At 37.4% G+C, this 15,313-nt stretch carries 13 protein-coding genes, 2 pseudogenes and 1 riboswitch; of the genes and pseudogenes, 8 read left to right on the forward strand and 7 right to left on the reverse strand.

Going from position 1 to position 15,313, the window contains the following annotated elements:
- From HMPREF0518_RS02005 to HMPREF0518_RS02015, 3 genes and pseudogenes are all read left to right on the forward strand, one after another.
- The coding region (locus tag HMPREF0518_RS02005) for an SLAP domain-containing protein (protein ID WP_003625581.1) at positions 1–958 on the forward strand (958 nt) is incomplete at its 5' end.
- Positions 959–1,198: 240 nt separating this feature from the next.
- The gene (locus HMPREF0518_RS02010; protein WP_003625582.1) at positions 1,199–2,173 is read left to right on the forward strand and encodes a ribose-phosphate diphosphokinase; all 975 of its coding nucleotides are present in this window, start codon (positions 1,199–1,201) and stop codon (positions 2,171–2,173) included.
- A 65-nt stretch (positions 2,174–2,238) separates the two neighbouring features.
- A pseudogene (locus tag HMPREF0518_RS02015) lies at positions 2,239–3,155 on the forward strand (ROK family protein).
- Positions 3,156–3,201: 46 nt separating this feature from the next.
- On the opposite strand, the gene HMPREF0518_RS02020 reads toward HMPREF0518_RS02015, so the two are convergent.
- Together HMPREF0518_RS02020 and HMPREF0518_RS02025 are read right to left on the reverse strand one after the other, a co-directional pair.
- Positions 3,202–3,483, reverse strand: coding sequence for a hypothetical protein (locus HMPREF0518_RS02020; protein WP_035504359.1), 282 nt, complete (start codon positions 3,481–3,483; stop codon positions 3,202–3,204).
- A gap of 20 nt (positions 3,484–3,503) precedes the next feature.
- Positions 3,504–4,868, reverse strand: coding sequence for an HD domain-containing protein (locus HMPREF0518_RS02025; RefSeq protein WP_003625586.1), 1,365 nt, complete (start codon positions 4,866–4,868; stop codon positions 3,504–3,506).
- A gap of 113 nt (positions 4,869–4,981) precedes the next feature.
- Here HMPREF0518_RS02025 and HMPREF0518_RS02030 point away from each other — a divergent pair, with 113 nt between their 5' ends.
- The 5 genes and pseudogenes from HMPREF0518_RS02030 (at position 4,982) to HMPREF0518_RS10575 (ending at position 9,891) form a co-directional block, all read left to right on the forward strand.
- The gene (locus tag HMPREF0518_RS02030) at positions 4,982–5,383 is read left to right on the forward strand and encodes a YwiB family protein (RefSeq protein ID WP_003625587.1); all 402 of its coding nucleotides are present in this window, start codon (positions 4,982–4,984) and stop codon (positions 5,381–5,383) included.
- A gap of 46 nt (positions 5,384–5,429) precedes the next feature.
- The gene (gene rpoE, locus HMPREF0518_RS02035) at positions 5,430–5,987 is read left to right on the forward strand and encodes a DNA-directed RNA polymerase subunit delta (protein WP_003625588.1); all 558 of its coding nucleotides are present in this window, start codon (positions 5,430–5,432) and stop codon (positions 5,985–5,987) included.
- Between the two features lie 118 nt (positions 5,988–6,105).
- The gene (locus HMPREF0518_RS02040; protein WP_003625589.1) at positions 6,106–7,725 is read left to right on the forward strand and encodes a CTP synthase; all 1,620 of its coding nucleotides are present in this window, start codon (positions 6,106–6,108) and stop codon (positions 7,723–7,725) included.
- Between the two features lie 129 nt (positions 7,726–7,854).
- Positions 7,855–9,150 (forward strand): UDP-N-acetylglucosamine 1-carboxyvinyltransferase, encoded by a 1,296-nt coding sequence (locus HMPREF0518_RS02045; RefSeq protein WP_003625591.1) that lies wholly within the window; start codon positions 7,855–7,857, stop codon positions 9,148–9,150.
- A 123-nt stretch (positions 9,151–9,273) separates the two neighbouring features.
- Positions 9,274–9,891 (forward strand): annotated as a pseudogene (locus HMPREF0518_RS10575) (HAD family hydrolase).
- 55 nt (positions 9,892–9,946) lie between these two features.
- On the opposite strand, the gene HMPREF0518_RS02060 reads toward HMPREF0518_RS10575, so the two are convergent.
- The 5 genes from HMPREF0518_RS02060 to HMPREF0518_RS02080 form a co-directional block, all read right to left on the reverse strand.
- Positions 9,947–11,371: a C69 family dipeptidase gene (locus HMPREF0518_RS02060; protein WP_003625597.1), complete on the reverse strand. Its 1,425-nt coding sequence runs from the start codon at positions 11,369–11,371 to the stop codon at positions 9,947–9,949.
- An 80-nt stretch (positions 11,372–11,451) separates the two neighbouring features.
- Entirely contained in the window at positions 11,452–12,276 is an 825-nt protein-coding gene (locus tag HMPREF0518_RS02065; RefSeq protein WP_003625599.1) for an AraC family transcriptional regulator, read from the reverse strand.
- 99 nt (positions 12,277–12,375) lie between these two features.
- The gene (locus tag HMPREF0518_RS02070; RefSeq protein ID WP_035504364.1) at positions 12,376–13,617 is read right to left on the reverse strand and encodes a nucleobase:cation symporter-2 family protein; all 1,242 of its coding nucleotides are present in this window, start codon (positions 13,615–13,617) and stop codon (positions 12,376–12,378) included.
- A gap of 35 nt (positions 13,618–13,652) precedes the next feature.
- Positions 13,653–14,231 carry a xanthine phosphoribosyltransferase gene (locus tag HMPREF0518_RS02075; protein ID WP_003625603.1) on the reverse strand — a complete coding sequence of 193 codons (579 nt, stop codon included), beginning with the start codon at positions 14,229–14,231 and terminating at the stop codon, positions 13,653–13,655.
- A gap of 108 nt (positions 14,232–14,339) precedes the next feature.
- A riboswitch (purine riboswitch) is annotated at positions 14,340–14,437 on the reverse strand.
- Between the two features lie 67 nt (positions 14,438–14,504).
- A partial coding sequence (locus HMPREF0518_RS02080) for a hypothetical protein (protein WP_003625606.1) occupies positions 14,505–15,313 on the reverse strand: 809 nt, incomplete at its 5' end.

Consider the following 15,313-nt stretch of genomic DNA (forward strand, 5'->3'; position numbering starts at 1 on the left):
TAACATCGATAAGCCAACTATTATTACCTTAAAGAAGAACGCCTACATCTATAATGGCGAAGGCAAGACTAAGAAGAAGCTTGTTAAGAAGGGCAAGACTGTTAAAACTACTGAAGCTAGATACATTGGCACAAAGCTTTACTACAAGATTGGTGACGATCAATTTGTTAAGGCTACTAATGTAGGCAAGGTTAAGGGTACAGAACTTGATCCAGTCAATGAACCAGATGGTGCAGCAACCGTTAAAGTTCCAGACACTGAAGATGTAAATTCAACTAATGTAACTACTAAGCGTGTTGTTTCACTTTACGATATTAAGGGTCAAAAATACGCTAATAGAACATTTGATGCTGGTATAAGCCAACAAGTTTCTGAATTAAGATACATTGCAACTTCAGTAAACTCAACTCCACAATTGTTTTTCAAGTTAGCTAGTGGTAGAGGCTACTTGAAGTATGATGATGTAACTATGGATGGCAAGATTTTGAATCCAGTTAACACTCCAGAACAAGCTAAGGCTGATGTTACTGTAGCAACTGCTGCTGATAAGGCTAAGTTGACTCAAAGCATCAATGAAGCAGCTAGTGTTAAGGCTTCAGAACTTTACAAGCTTTCAAGTTCAAGTGCTAAGGCTGCATATGACAAGGCTATTACTGATGGTGCTATTGTAAACAACAACGCTAGTGCAACTATCGGTCAAGTTAACGAAGCTGAAGGTGCTATTGTCGCTGCTAAGGCTAAGCTTAACGGTGCTAAGATTGCCGTAGCTAACTTTAATAGCTTGACTCCAGATGAAGTAACTGCAATTGTTAAGGCTGCTGCAAATGCTAATAACGTTCCAGAAAGCGCAATTCAATTCTCAAACAACAACACTACTTTATCAATCGTAACTAATGGTTACACACAACCATTAAACATTAATGATTACGCTGTTCAAAACTCAGCTATCAATCGTTAATTAAATAAGAAATAAAATAAGACGTAGCGTCAAAAAATGCTACGTCTTATTTTTTAGGATATTTTCGTTGTACTAGAAAGTACAAGTATATTCTAACTTTTTTAATGGTGAATAGTTAGTGCTTTTACCGCTTTTTTACTGTTAAAATGAAAAATCTTGTTATAATTAAAGAGTATGTAGTTCTTTTTGGAATGACTTTTGTTAAAATAGAGCTGGTTAATTATTTTTACGGAGGAAATTATGTCCTATAAAGACGATATGATGATTTTTGCCCTCAACTCAAACGTGCCATTAGCACAAAAGATTGCCGATCGCGTGGGCGTACCACTTTCAAAGTCAAGTGTTGAACGTTTTAGTGATGGCGAAATTCAAATTAATATTGATGAAACTGTACGTGGTAAAGACGTATACCTTATCCAATCTACCAGTGATCCAGTAAATGATAATTTAATGGAACTCTTAATCATGATTGACGCTGTACGTCGTGCTAGTGCCCGTACAATTAACATTGTGATGCCTTACTATGGTTACGCTCGTCAAGACCGTAAGACTCGTGCACGTGAACCAATTACTGCTAAGCTTGTTGCTGATATGCTTCAAACTGCAGGTGCAAATCGTATTTTGTCACTTGATTTACATGCACCACAAATTCAAGGTTTCTTTGATATTCCAGTTGATAACTTAATGGGTGCTCCACTTCTTGCTGATTACTTCTTACGTAACAACTTAGAAGAAGGCGCAGTTGTTGTTTCACCTGATCACGGTGGTGTTAACCGTGCTAGAAAGCTTGCTGAATTCTTAGATTGTCCTATCGCAATTGTTGATAAGCGTCGTCCTAAGGCTAATGTTGCCGAAGTTATGAATATTATTGATGATGTTAAGGGTAAGCGTGCAATTATCATTGATGACATGATTGATACCGCTGGTACTATTACTTTAGCAGCCCAAGCATTAATCGATGCAGGTGCAACTGAAGTTTATGCTAGTGCAACTCATGCCGTTCTTTCTGGTCCAGCTATCAAGAGATTGAATGATTCACCAATTAAGAACTTAGTTCTTACTGACTCAATTAATCAACCAGCTGAAAAGAAGCTTGATAAGATGCTTCTAGTATCAGTGGGTCCACTTATGGGGGATGCTATTAAGTGCATTCAAGAACATAAGGCACTTAGTCCATTATTTAATACTAGATACGAAGCAGACAAGAACAAGTAAACGATATTTTTTAATTAAGCAAAAGAGCACCTATGTTATTAGGTGCTTTTTGTATGGGGGAGTATATGACACAGTATTTAACTTTCGATATTGGTGGTACTAATTTGAAGTATGCCTTAATCGATGAAGAAGGAAAAATTTTTGAAAAAGATAGGGTAGAAACAAACACAGAAAGTCTTGAGGCTTTCATGCAATCGATCTATCAAGTTGCAGATAAATATCAAGGAAAATATCGGGGCATCGCTGTTTGTGCGCCAGGTAAGATTGATACTGAGCATAAAATTATTTATTTTGGTGGGGCTCTGCCATTCCTTGATGGTTTAAATTTACAAGAAACTTTAGGTGAAAAATATAAGGTACCAGTTAGCGTAGAAAATGATGGCAAAGCTGCTGCTTTAGCAGAGCAATGGCATGGTGAATTGCAGGATATAGATGATGGGGTGCGATTACCCTTGGAACCGGCATTGGTGGCGGAATAGTAGTTAATCATCGAGTAGTTCATGGTTGGAAATTTCAAGCCGGAGAGCTTAGCTGGATGATTACCAATGCTGGAATAGGCACTAAGAATATGGCGGCATATACTGGATATACATGTTCGGCAGTAAATATGATTAAAAAAGTTAATTTGGCGCTGGGCAATGTTACTAATGTAGATGATGGGGTCGCAGCCTTTAAAGCAATTAATGAAGAAGATTTGCGTGCATTAGCAATATTTAAACGTTATTGTCGCAATGTTGCCATTATGATCATTAATATTCAAACCGTAGTTAATGCTTCAAAATTTGTAATTGGTGGAGATATTAGTGCGTAGCCAGTACTGATTGAAGAAATTGATAATCAATTGCATAAAATCTTAGAAAACAATCTAATGATCGGTAAACAAATGATTGATCCACCGGTGGTCGCCGCAAAATATGGCAATGACGCTAACTTATATGGGGCTTTATATGCGCTGCTGCTTGAGTTAAAAGAAAAAGAGTAAACAAAAATGGGCTAATTATTAACTAGTCCATTTTCATTAATTAAATTTATTCATTTTTGGATAAAGCTTTAGCAATACTTACGCTGGCTGCAGCTATGCTAACAACCATTGCAGTCTTGCATCCTGTCTTTACAACTTCTTTAACTAAATCCTTATTGTCATGAATGAAATCAAATGACAACTTAGTATAATCCATGCAATAACCATGAATAGTATTCATTAAGTCTTTGACTTGTCTGTAGCCGCTCTTTTCTACATGTTCAATCTCATCTTCAGGATTAATTTGAGTTCTTATGTTTTTGTTTAGTCTTCGTTGTTCATAGCAAATACCTCTTTCTATAAGTCTATTTACTTCTTACGAGGCTTTCTTAAGTATCTTAACGCTCCATTTTTAACGTATTTTTGGAATTGCTCGTAAAGAGGATCAAAAATTTGTGGTTGATCCTCATCGTGAGACAGCATGGTCTTAGGGAAGAAGAAGCGTTCATCACCTTGGAAAGTACCATTTAATGCCCGAACTAAAGGACTAAGCTGTGACAACTCTATCAAGCTGCCATCATCTTGCATGATTTCAATTTGACTATTGGCATTTTTGCCTGAAGGCTTATAAGCATCATAAGGTTCGTCAAAAGCAGAGTTAGTAGCAGTGTAGTAATCAGGGTTGAAGCCCGTTTGCTTAATGATGTTTCTAAGTTTAGGCAATAAATTCTTAGTTTCTTCATCAATTCTTACACTGGCAAAAGGCTTTCTGTATAAATATCTCTTGGCCAAATCTGATAAAATGGGATCTTGTGCTTCGGTCCATATTAAGAAGTTGGTTTCCATCACACCATCATCTAAGTTAAGGTAATCATCAAGAGTCCAATTTCCTTCCAAAAAGCTGGCTAAGCTAGAAGTAACTTTTAAATTGCCTTTCTTATAAATATCTTTTGCACGTTCAAGCAGATGCTGCAATATAACTTCCATAGAACGTCCTACACGGTGGAAGTAAACTTGTTGGTACATTTGATAGCGTGAAACTATATAATCTTCAACGGCGTGCATTCCGTTATTGGTAAAGCAGATTCCGTTTTGATAAGGTCTAATAACACGTAAAATGCGGGATAAATCAAATCGACCATAGTTAACGCCTGTAAAGTATGCGTCTCGTTGCAAATAGTCCATTCTGTCCGCATCAGCTTGACTAGAGATCATCTTAACTACTTGTGGGTTAGGATAAGTTTTAGCAATAACGCTAGCTACTAATTCAGGGAAATTAGGTGCAACCTGTTTTAAAGCTTTGTTGATTTCGGTATTAGGATCCGTAATGATTTTTTGACCGATCTTTTCATGATTAGTATTAAAAAGATGCTCAAAAGTATGTGAATATGGGCCATGACCAATGTCATGGAGCAAGCCGGCACATTCAACTAATAAACGATTGTCGTCGTTCCATAACCCATCCCCCGGTGTGATAGAAGGATATTTTTTGGCAAAAATATCACAGATTCTTCTAGTAAGTTCATACACACCTAGATTATGTTCGAATCGGGTATGAGTAGCACCAGGGAAAACATAGCTGACAGGTCCTAGCTGCTTAATTCTGCGCATGCGTTGGAATTCTTTAGATTTAAAAACATCTAGAACAACTTTGTCTTCGATATGAATATAGCCGTGTACTGGATCACGGAGTACAACTTCTTGTTTTAATTTTTTACTTTGAAATCTTGCCATAAAAACCACCAAGCTTGATAATTTAATTTTTAGAATTATATACTAAAATAGATTGTAACCACATAAAATTATAGCAAATATATACGCAGGGTGTTCAGGAAAGGGATGAGGACATGGCAGCAATTACGATTAATTTGACTAGCAAAATTACACAAGATGATGAAACTGAAACTTTTACTAAAGTAGCTCCAGGTCAGTTAGAAGAAAATAATGGAGTAATTCGTGTGTCTTATAAAGAAGATGATACTATTCCTGTTAAAATGTTGCTGAAAGAGGACGAACTCATAATTCGGCGCGGAGTAGATAGTAGTAATTACTCTTTAATGAAATTTGTTCCTGGTGAAAAGGCTAATTGCCGCTATGTTGTTGAAGGGCGACAAATGGATATGACCAGTGTGACAAATTTGCTTGAATATGAAGAGCAAGCAAGTTCACATCAACTTCGGCTTGAATATGACCTCTTTAATGGACTATACTTAATAGGTAACTATGCAGTCACGTTGATTTTTACTTAAACGCCTAGTAGAATAGTAAAGATTGTAAAAGAGAGGACGTACAGCTGTGGGATTAGATAAATTTAAAGACAAAAACCGCGATGAATTATCAATGATCGAAGTTGCACAAGCAATTTTGGAAGATAATGGTAAGAGAATGGCATTTGCTGATATTGTTAATGCCGTACAAAAATACTTGAATAAGAGTGACGAAGAAATTCGTGAATGTTTACCACAATTTTATACAGATATGAATACTGATGGTGAATTTATCTCTATGGGTGAAAATGTATGGGCACTTCGTACTTGGTTCCCATATGAATCAGTTGACGAAGAAGTTAACCACCCAGAAGATGAAGAAGAAGACGATGCACGTAATTACCATAAGAAGGTTAACGCATTCTTAGCAAGCGCAACTGGTGATGATGACATCATTATTGACTACGATAATGATGATCCAGAAGACGATGATTTAGACGCTACTGCTGACGATAGCAATGACGATTATGGTGATGATGATTCTGAATATGACGAAGACAATGACGATACTGATGATGTATTGCCAGACGGAATTGAAGGTCAATTATCACAATTAAACGATGATGATGACGAAGAAGATAATTAATTTGCTTGACTTAAGAGGACAAAGCAGATAGTATTTTTGGTGGGCACCCTATGTGCGTTTAGCTCCCTAACAAGGGGGGCTTTTTTGTTTAAAGGATAAGTTAAAAAGGAGCAAATAAATGACAAAATACATTTTCGTAACTGGCGGTGTCGTATCTTCACTTGGTAAGGGTATTACTGCATCAAGTTTAGGTCGACTTCTTAAAAATCGTGGCTTAAAAGTAACCATGCAAAAGTTTGACCCATATATTAACATTGATCCGGGTACAATGAGCCCTTACCAACACGGTGAAGTTTATGTTACCGAGGATGGTACAGAAGCTGACCTTGACTTAGGTCACTATGAAAGAATCGTTGATGTTAGAACCAGTAAGTATTCTAATGTAACTACTGGTAAGATTTATCAAGAAGTTCTTGAAAAAGAACGGCGTGGTGACTACAACGGTGCTACTGTACAAGTAATTCCACATATTACTGATATGATCAAGAAGAAGATCATGCGTGCAGCACTCACCACTGATTCAGATGTAATTATTTCTGAAATTGGTGGTACTGTTGGTGATATGGAATCAACTCCATTCATGGAAGCAATTCGTCAAATGCGTCGTGAAGTTGGTGAAGAAAATGTAATGTACATTCACTGTACTTTAGTTCCACTTCTTCATGCAGCTCATGAAATGAAGACTAAGCCAACTCAACATTCAGTTGCTGAACTTCGCAGTATCGGTATTCAACCTAATATGCTTGTTCTTCGTGCTGAACAACCAATTGATCAAGAACACAAGAATAAGATTTCAACTTTTACTGATGTTCCTGTTGATCGAATCATTGAATCTATTGATGCTCCTTCATTATTCGATGTGCCTTTGGCATTCCAAAAGCAAGGCATGGACCAAAAGGTTTGTGACTTCTTGCATATTGACAGTCCAAAGCCTGAAGCAGATATGGAAGCTTGGAAGAAGCTTGATGATCGTGCTAAGAACTTAAAGCACCACACTAAGATTACTTTGGTTGGTAAGTATGTAGAACTTGAAGATGCTTATATTTCAGTAACTGATGCTTTGCAACATGCTGGTTACCTTTACAACACCAAGATTGATGTAGATAAGGTTCAAGCAGAAGATATCACTGAAGACAACATCGCTAAGATCATGGAAGGTTCAGATGGTTTAATCGTACCTGGTGGTTTTGGTACTCGTGGTCTTGAAGGCATGATTACTGCTATCAAGTATGCTCGTGAAAATGATATTCCATTCTTGGGTATTTGTTTGGGTATGCAAATGGCAAGTGTAGAATTTGCACGTGACATCTTAAATCTTGAAGATGCTAATACTACTGAAGCAGAACCACATTGCAAGAACAATATTATTGATATTATGGCTGATAAGCGTGATGAAGAAAATATTGGTGGTACTTTGCGTTTAGGTCTTTACCCAGCTGCTCTTAAGAAGGGTACTAAGACTCGCGAGGCTTATGGCGATCAAGATGTGATTCAAGAACGTCACCGTCACCGCTTCGAATTTAACAACAAATACCGTGAAGCTTTTGAAAAGGCTGGTATGGTATTCTCAGGTGTATCACCAGATAATCATTTGGTTGAAATTATTGAATTGCCAAAGAAGAAGTTCTTTATTGCAGCTCAATATCACCCAGAATTTTTGAGTCGTCCACAACGTCCAGAAGGATTGTTTAAGTCATTTATTGGTGCAGCTAGTGGACTTCCAGAACAAGAATTTTAAAAATAATTACTTGAATTATACAAAATCTTAAGAAAACAAGAGTTGAGAGACCTCGGCTCTTGTTTTTTTCTCAAATATCCTTTAACATTATTATGATTAATTGAAAGTAAAAGAAAAGGATTTTCGCCAATGAAGCAGATGATTATTCATGGTGGAAAGCCTCTACAAGGTGATGTTTGGATTGGTGGCGCCAAGAACTCTACAGTTGCGCTCATTCCAGCATCGATTTTGTCAAGAACACCAGTAACTTTGGAAGGCGTCCCAAGGATTGCTGATGTTGCCAACTTAATGGATTTATTAAGCGAGATGGATGTACATTGTGATTTTGGAGAAACTACATTACGTATTGATCCAGAAAATATCAAGATGAGTCCATTACCAGCTGGTAAGATTAAGAGTTTGCGTGCATCGTATTACTTCATGGGTGCACTTCTTGGTCGTTTTGGCAAGGCAGTAGTAGGCTTCCCTGGTGGTGACGATATTGGGCCACGTCCTATTGACCAACATATTAAAGGCTTTGAAGCCTTAGGCGCCAGTGTAAAGAATGAAAATGATCAAATTATAATTACAGCACCAGAAGATGGATTGCATGGGGCAAAAATTCATTTGAAAATGCCATCTGTTGGTGCAACGATGAATATTATTATGGCCAGTGTAACTGCGCAGGGTCAAACTATTATTGAAAATGCAGCTAAAGAACCAGAAATTATTGATTTAGCCACCTTTTTAAACAATATGGGTGCAGTAATTCGTGGTGCCGGAACTGATTCAATCAGAATTGAAGGTGTGGATATGCTTAAAGCACAGATTCCACATACAATTATTCCTGATCGTATTGAAGCAGGTACTTATGTTTCTTTGGCCGCTTGCATTGGTAATGGTATTCGTATTCATAATATTATTGAAGAACACCTAGATTCTTACTTAGCTAAAGTAGAAGAAATGGGTGTAGTAATTGACGCAGATGAAGATTCACTTTATGTTTACCCAGCAGGGGACTTAAAGATGGTTCAGGTGAAGACCAATGTGTATCCTGGCTTTGCCACTGACCTTCAACAACCAATTACCCCACTTCTTTTAACTGCTAAATTAGGTGAAGGCATAGTAATTGATAATATTTATCCAAAACGTAACGGTCACATCCCACAATTACAAAAGATGGGGGCTGATATTAAGGTTGAGGATAATATTATTTTGGCTCATCCAACTAAGCAACTTCATGGTGCAAAAGTAACTGCTGGTGAAATTAGGGCAGGAGCTTGCTTGATGATTGCTGGATTAATGGCAAGTGGTACCACTGTAATTGATAAAGCTGGCAATATTTTGCGCGGGTATGATCGTGTACAAGAGAAGCTTCGTCAACTTGGAGCTGATGTCACAATTAAAGATGATCCAAGTGAACCTGATATATTAGACAATATCTAGTTAAAAAGGCATATTCGAATAAGAATATGCTTTTTTATTTGTTACAATGAAAGAGCTTACATAAAATAAAAAGTATAAGGAAAGTAAAATGGATTTAAAGAATAAAAAAGTAGCTTTTTTGACATGGATGGAACACTAGTTTATAGTGAGACATTATATTTTCAAACGCGTAAAGAAGTTTTAGCAAAATATGGTTTTGATTATCAAAAATCTGAAAATAATAAACTTTTGGCAACTGGGTTTGAGCCTACATTGAGATATTTACAGCAAAAAACAGGTGATAAGGCATTAGGGCAAAAGATTTTTGATGAGGCCTTGGCTTTATTTAATCAGCGAGTTGAATAAGGGAAGCTGGCAGTTAAACCTGGTGCAGAAAAATTGCTTAGTTTTTTACAAGAAAAAGGAATTAAATCTTACATTACCTCTTCTTCAGATATGGAAAAGATTAATTTTAATCTTAGCCACAACGATTTGCGTCAATATTCTGCAGGTATCGTTGCCGGTGAAGATGTAAAAAATAATAAGCCAGCTCCAGATATTTATCTTCATGCATTGGATATCGCAAAAGTGAATAAAAATGAAGCAGTGATTTTTGAAGATGCACCAAATGGAGTGGAATCAGGATTAAATGCAGGAATTGATGTGGTACTTGTTCCAGACCAAGTGATGCCGTCAGAAGAAATAACCAAAAAGGTGACTGTAGTCAAAACACTTGCCGATGCAATTCCATTATTTGAGTAAAAAATAAGAGCTTGAGATGATTCTCAAGCTCTTATTGCTTTTTATATTTGAATTATTAGTCGAGCAAGTCGTACTTCAAAGTCATTAAGCCGTGACCTTCGTCAACCATTTGACCCAAAAGTTCGACAGTATTGTTGTAAACAGTGTCAGACATCTTTTGGTTAGCTACAATTAATTTATCTTGCAATTCCTTGCCTGAAAGATTCTTAACTTCTTTATCAGTTTCATGTTGAATCTTGTGGCATTGCGCTAAACTCTTTTGTTCAAAGGCATCTTCAAGTTCGCCATATACACGGTAGTTGGTGTCGCCAAGTTGAGCAGTTAACTTGTTTAACCAGAAAATCTTGTTCAAGTTAAACTTAGGAGTGGTTTGCCAAGCTTCTGGAGTGGTTGTGACGTTGGTGTAGAATGGCAACATTGAGTTGAAGGTGTTAGGACCAAATGCTAACCATTGGACACCCGCAATTTCTGCAGGAACGTCATTTCTGATTTGTAAAATGTGGGTTTCAAAGTTTCTGTTAATTCCGATTGGACGGAAGGTCTTCTTTTGTTCAGGAGTACCTTGATCACCGTATGCATCGTAAGGGGTGTCTTGGTAGTGTGAGCTTTCAGCCCACTTAATATCTTCGATTGAGATTAAGCGGTTAGCACGGCAAATGAAAGGTTGATCTTGATCTGCTGGAGTGCCGCCAAAGTCGGGATCAAAGTAGTTGTGAATGTACCAAGCACGTGGGTTGTTGTAGTGTGCATCCTTGATAGTTGAAGAACCAAAGATGTGACGCATATTGTAACCTTCACGGTCTGGATTTAAATGATATTCATCGATTAAATCCTTTAAGTCGCTAGCTGCAGCGAAGTTTTCGCTGTCATCGAAGTCGAAAGTATCGATGTTTAAACGGTTTGGTGCGATAACGTAGGCATCATCAGGGATGCGGCGTGCAATCCAGTGGTGACCACCAATAGTTTCAAGGTACCAGATATTGTCTTTATCTGAGAAGGCCATACCGTTCATTTCGTAGGTACCATATTTTTCAACAAGGTAGCCGACACGCTTAACGCCATCGAAAGCAGAGTGAAGATATGGAAGAGTTAAAGTAACAAAGTCTTCTTCCCCAAGACCACCTTCGCTTGGATCAAGAATAGGATCAACGCCTTGGATGCGTGAATTAGTGGTAATAGTTTCAGTAGCGGTCATTGCCACGTTATCAGCGTTGATACCGGCAGCGCCCCAAATACCATTTTTACCAGAAACATCTGGAGCACTAGTATAACGAAGTGGAGTTTCAGCTAAATCTTCATCATCGATCTTTTGCTTGCTGATAACGCTAGTGTAGCGCTTAGGTTGGTCTTCTGGATTAACTGCTTTAAAACCTTCAGGGATAATTACACGGCCACCATCTTCACTACGAGCGATCATAGTTGAGCCGTCAATACTTGCTTTTTTACCTACTAAGATAGTAGTACATTCTGTTTGTTTCATTGAATCATTCCTTTACTGTTTTAATAAGTTATACACTATATATTGTATGCAAAGAAGCCTGAGTTAAGCAAAGAATATAATTAATTTCTACGAAATACATTGGGGCTAACACCACTGTAACGCTTAAATGCTTTTGAAAAAGTAAATTCGTCACCATAGCCAACTTTGTGGGCGATTTCTTTTAAGTTGGATGTGGTATTTTGCAATTCTTTTTTGGCTGCTTCCATGCGCAGCTGCATCAGATATTTTTGCGGTGAAATATTAGTATTTTCTCTAAATAATGAATATAAAAAACTACGTGAGACACCTAACCTGTTGCAAAGCTCCACAATGTTGCAATTAGGATCAGTATAATTTTTTTGCAAATAATTAATTGCGATTTGGTATTGATCATCTTTAGGAGTTTTTCGAACTGGAGGATGGTTAGGAAATTCTTTGACTAAATAGTAGAAGAACTGAGAAGTAAGAGACGCAATTTTAAGATTAGTTAGTAAAGACTTTCTTTTATTCAGCATTTCGTATAGTTCTAGTAAGATACTGTAGAATTCAGTTCTTTTGATTTGACGAAGAAAATTTTTATTAGGTAAATTGGATGCCTCAATTATTTTCTTAGTATCACTGCCAGCTAAGCCTAGCCAGAGATATTCCCACGGATTGTCTTTATCAGCTTTAAAAAAACATGTTGTATTGCGTGGTATTAAAAATAGATCTCCCTGACTTAAATTAACGGTGTGATGGCCATTGGATGAAAAAGTGCCTTCACCTGAAAGGATGTAGTATAAAACGTAGTTTTTTTGCAAATTATTGCTTTCAAAATATTCATTGGGATGACACTTTTGTTGACCATAAAATAGAATGTAGCTTTCAATATGTGGATTGGATAAATTATGGTATTGATTTGGCATATTAACCTCACTCAGTTATAGAAAATATCTTATATCTATTATAGATGAAAAAAATGAAGGACATCTAACTTGATGTCCTTCATTTGATTGGTTAATTTACTAGTTTTTTTGTTTATTGAAAATTAAATTAAGCAAAGTTGAACTTAAACTGGCTAATACGATACCATTGCCGAGGAAAAGCTGGATTGTTTGAGGTAAAGCTTGAAAAATTTGTGGATAAACTGTTACGCCTAATCCTAATCCGATTGAAATTGCTACTACGAGAATGTTGCGGTTGTTTTGAAAATCTACTTTAGTTAGCATTTTAATTCCTTGAACAGCGATCATGGTAAACATGACTAGCATTGCTCCACCTAAAACGGAATTAGGGATGATTGTAACTAGAGCACCGATTTTAGGCAATAAACCCATACCCATTAAAAGTCCCGCAGCCCAGAAAATAGGTCGCTTGGTTTTGATGCCAGATAGTTGGAGCAAGCCAACGTTTTGTGAGAATGTGGTGTAAGGAAGGGTGTTGAAAAGACCACCAAAGATTTGTGCAATACCTTCTGCACGATATCCTTTTTTTAGATCTTGTTCAGTGATGTCTTGATGAAGGAGATCACCGATGGCAAAGAATACGCCGGTTGATTCGACCATGGAAACTAAAGCGATGATAATCATGGTTAAGCAGGATGACCACTCAAATTCTGGAACTCCGAAATAGAAAAGTTGTGGTAAATGGAACCAGGAAGCTTGAGCTACTGGTGTTAGAGTTACGAGGCCCATGCAGCTGGCAAGCAGTGTTCCCACAATTAAGCCAATCAAAACGGAGATGGAGCGAAGAAATCCTTTGGTCCAGACTTCTATGGCTACGATGATGATAATAGTTAAAAAGGCAGCAATTAGATTTTTAGTATCACCGAAGTCCTTAGCTTGAGCATTGCCGCCACCCATGTTTTGAAAAGCGACAGGAATTAATGTTAGTCCAATGACTGTGATTAAAGTTCCTGTGACAACAGGTGGAAAAAGCTTTTTGATTTTTGAAAACCAGCCAGCGATTAGAAAGACGAAGATTCCGGCGACGATGATCGCACCATACATGGTGTTAATTGAGAACTTTTGTCCAATCATCTCTAGGGGTGCAACTGCTTGGATAGCACAGCCTAAAACGACGGGTAAGCCAATACCGAAATATTTATTTCTAAATAATTGAATTAAAGTGGCTAGACCACACATAAAAATATCAATGGAGACCAGATAAGTCATCTGCTCACTGTTAAATTTAAGGGCGGTACCGATCAAAAGGGGAACAGCAACCGCACCGGAATACATTGCAAGTAGATGTTGTAGACCTAAGATAGCTGCTTTTTTGTGGCTAACATCGTGTTCATAGTTTAATTTTCATTTTCAAAGTGAACCTGACCATCTTTAAAACTATCAATACTTGCTAAAGCTTCAAAATGAAGACCATGCTGCTTAACCCAGTCGCTACCGCCTTGAAAGGTTTTAGCAACAACGGCACCTACGCCAACGATGTTGCATTCAGCTTGCTTGGCGATGTTAACCATGCCTTTAACAGCTTCACCTTGAGCAACGAAATCATCGATAATCAGAAGATTTTCACCCTTGTGCAGGAATTTTTCTTCGACGCAGATTTTATTGTTAACCTTTTTGGTATATGAGAAGACATCGGCCCAATAAACGGCATCGTTAAGAGTTGATGGCTTCTTTTTTCTGGCAAAAACCATAGGTACGTCTAATACATAGGCGGTCATCACACCGGGTGCAATTCCAGAAGCTTCACAGGTTAAAACCTTGTCGATCTTTTGATCTGCAAAAAGGCGTTTAAATTCTTCACCACATTGCATCATCAGTTGGGGATCAACTTGATGATTCAAAAATGAATTGATTTTTAAAACGTCACCGTCTAAAACTTCGCCATCTTTTTTAATTCTGTCTTCTAATAACTTCAACTTTTACCTCCCGAGATAAACAAAAAGACCTCTTCTACCTTAACATAGGTAAAAGAGGTCCATAAGATATATCATTCTTAGGTAAAAGAGGTCCATAAGATATATCATTTTTAACTTTCAATCACCTATAGTCCATTATTTAGGGTAATGGGTAGAAACTCTCGACCATGTTACGACTTTATATAGATATTTTTGTTGGTTCAATCTTAGCAGAAGATTTTACCGAACACAAGTTAAAATTGAGAGTTAAATGTTCGATTATTAATGCAAGACCTATTCTGGTGCGATATCGTTGTTTTTCAGACTAAGAACTTTTTCAATGATGCCATAAAGAATACCGGCAATTGGCCAGATGATCCAGCTGTGCTCCCAGTTATTTGTCAAGAAGCTGTAGCCTAAGTAGAGCATTGTGGCAGTTAGCCAATAAATAGCAGCGTATTTGTTCATGATGCGGCGACCGTTTTTCTTTTTAGGCGTGTAGTCATCTGTTTGAAGCAAAATGTTGTAGCTGTCCATTGTGATGTTGCTCTTGATGAAGAAGAAAACGCCAATGGCTACTAAAACTAGGGTACCGGCAACAAGCCCAGTCATTAGGTGATCCATTTGGCTGCCGTTTAACATTTTAGTGAAAAAGACTCCGCAGAGAAGAGGAACAGCTGAAAGAATGCATAAAACAGTCGCTGTGATAATCATATTGGTGTATGGCTTAGAAAAATTTCTTTTAGCTTGTCTGATTTGCTCGGCTTGTTCATTGCTAAGTTCACAATTTTCATATTCTAGTTCTTCGTAAATCTTAGTCTGGTGATCAGCGGCAATGAAGAAGGAAACACCGATTGCTACTAGGATTAGCAGGATAATTACACCTAAAATGACCATCATTTCTAGAGGCAGTCTAAAAAGTCCAAGATGTGTGAAACTGATTAAAATCAACAGGGGAGCTGCTGCTAAAATGCAGAGCGGAACGCCGATGGCAATTTGCGTAGCTGCTTTTTTACGAGCAGCAAGAAATTGATGATAGTGTTTTGAGTTAGTGCATGTGTTGTCATGATATTCACCTCTATCATATATGAAATTAATGATTA

The sequence above is a fragment of the Lactobacillus helveticus DSM 20075 = CGMCC 1.1877 genome (assembly GCF_000160855.1).
GTDB classification, from domain to species: Bacteria; Bacillota; Bacilli; order Lactobacillales; family Lactobacillaceae; genus Lactobacillus; species Lactobacillus helveticus.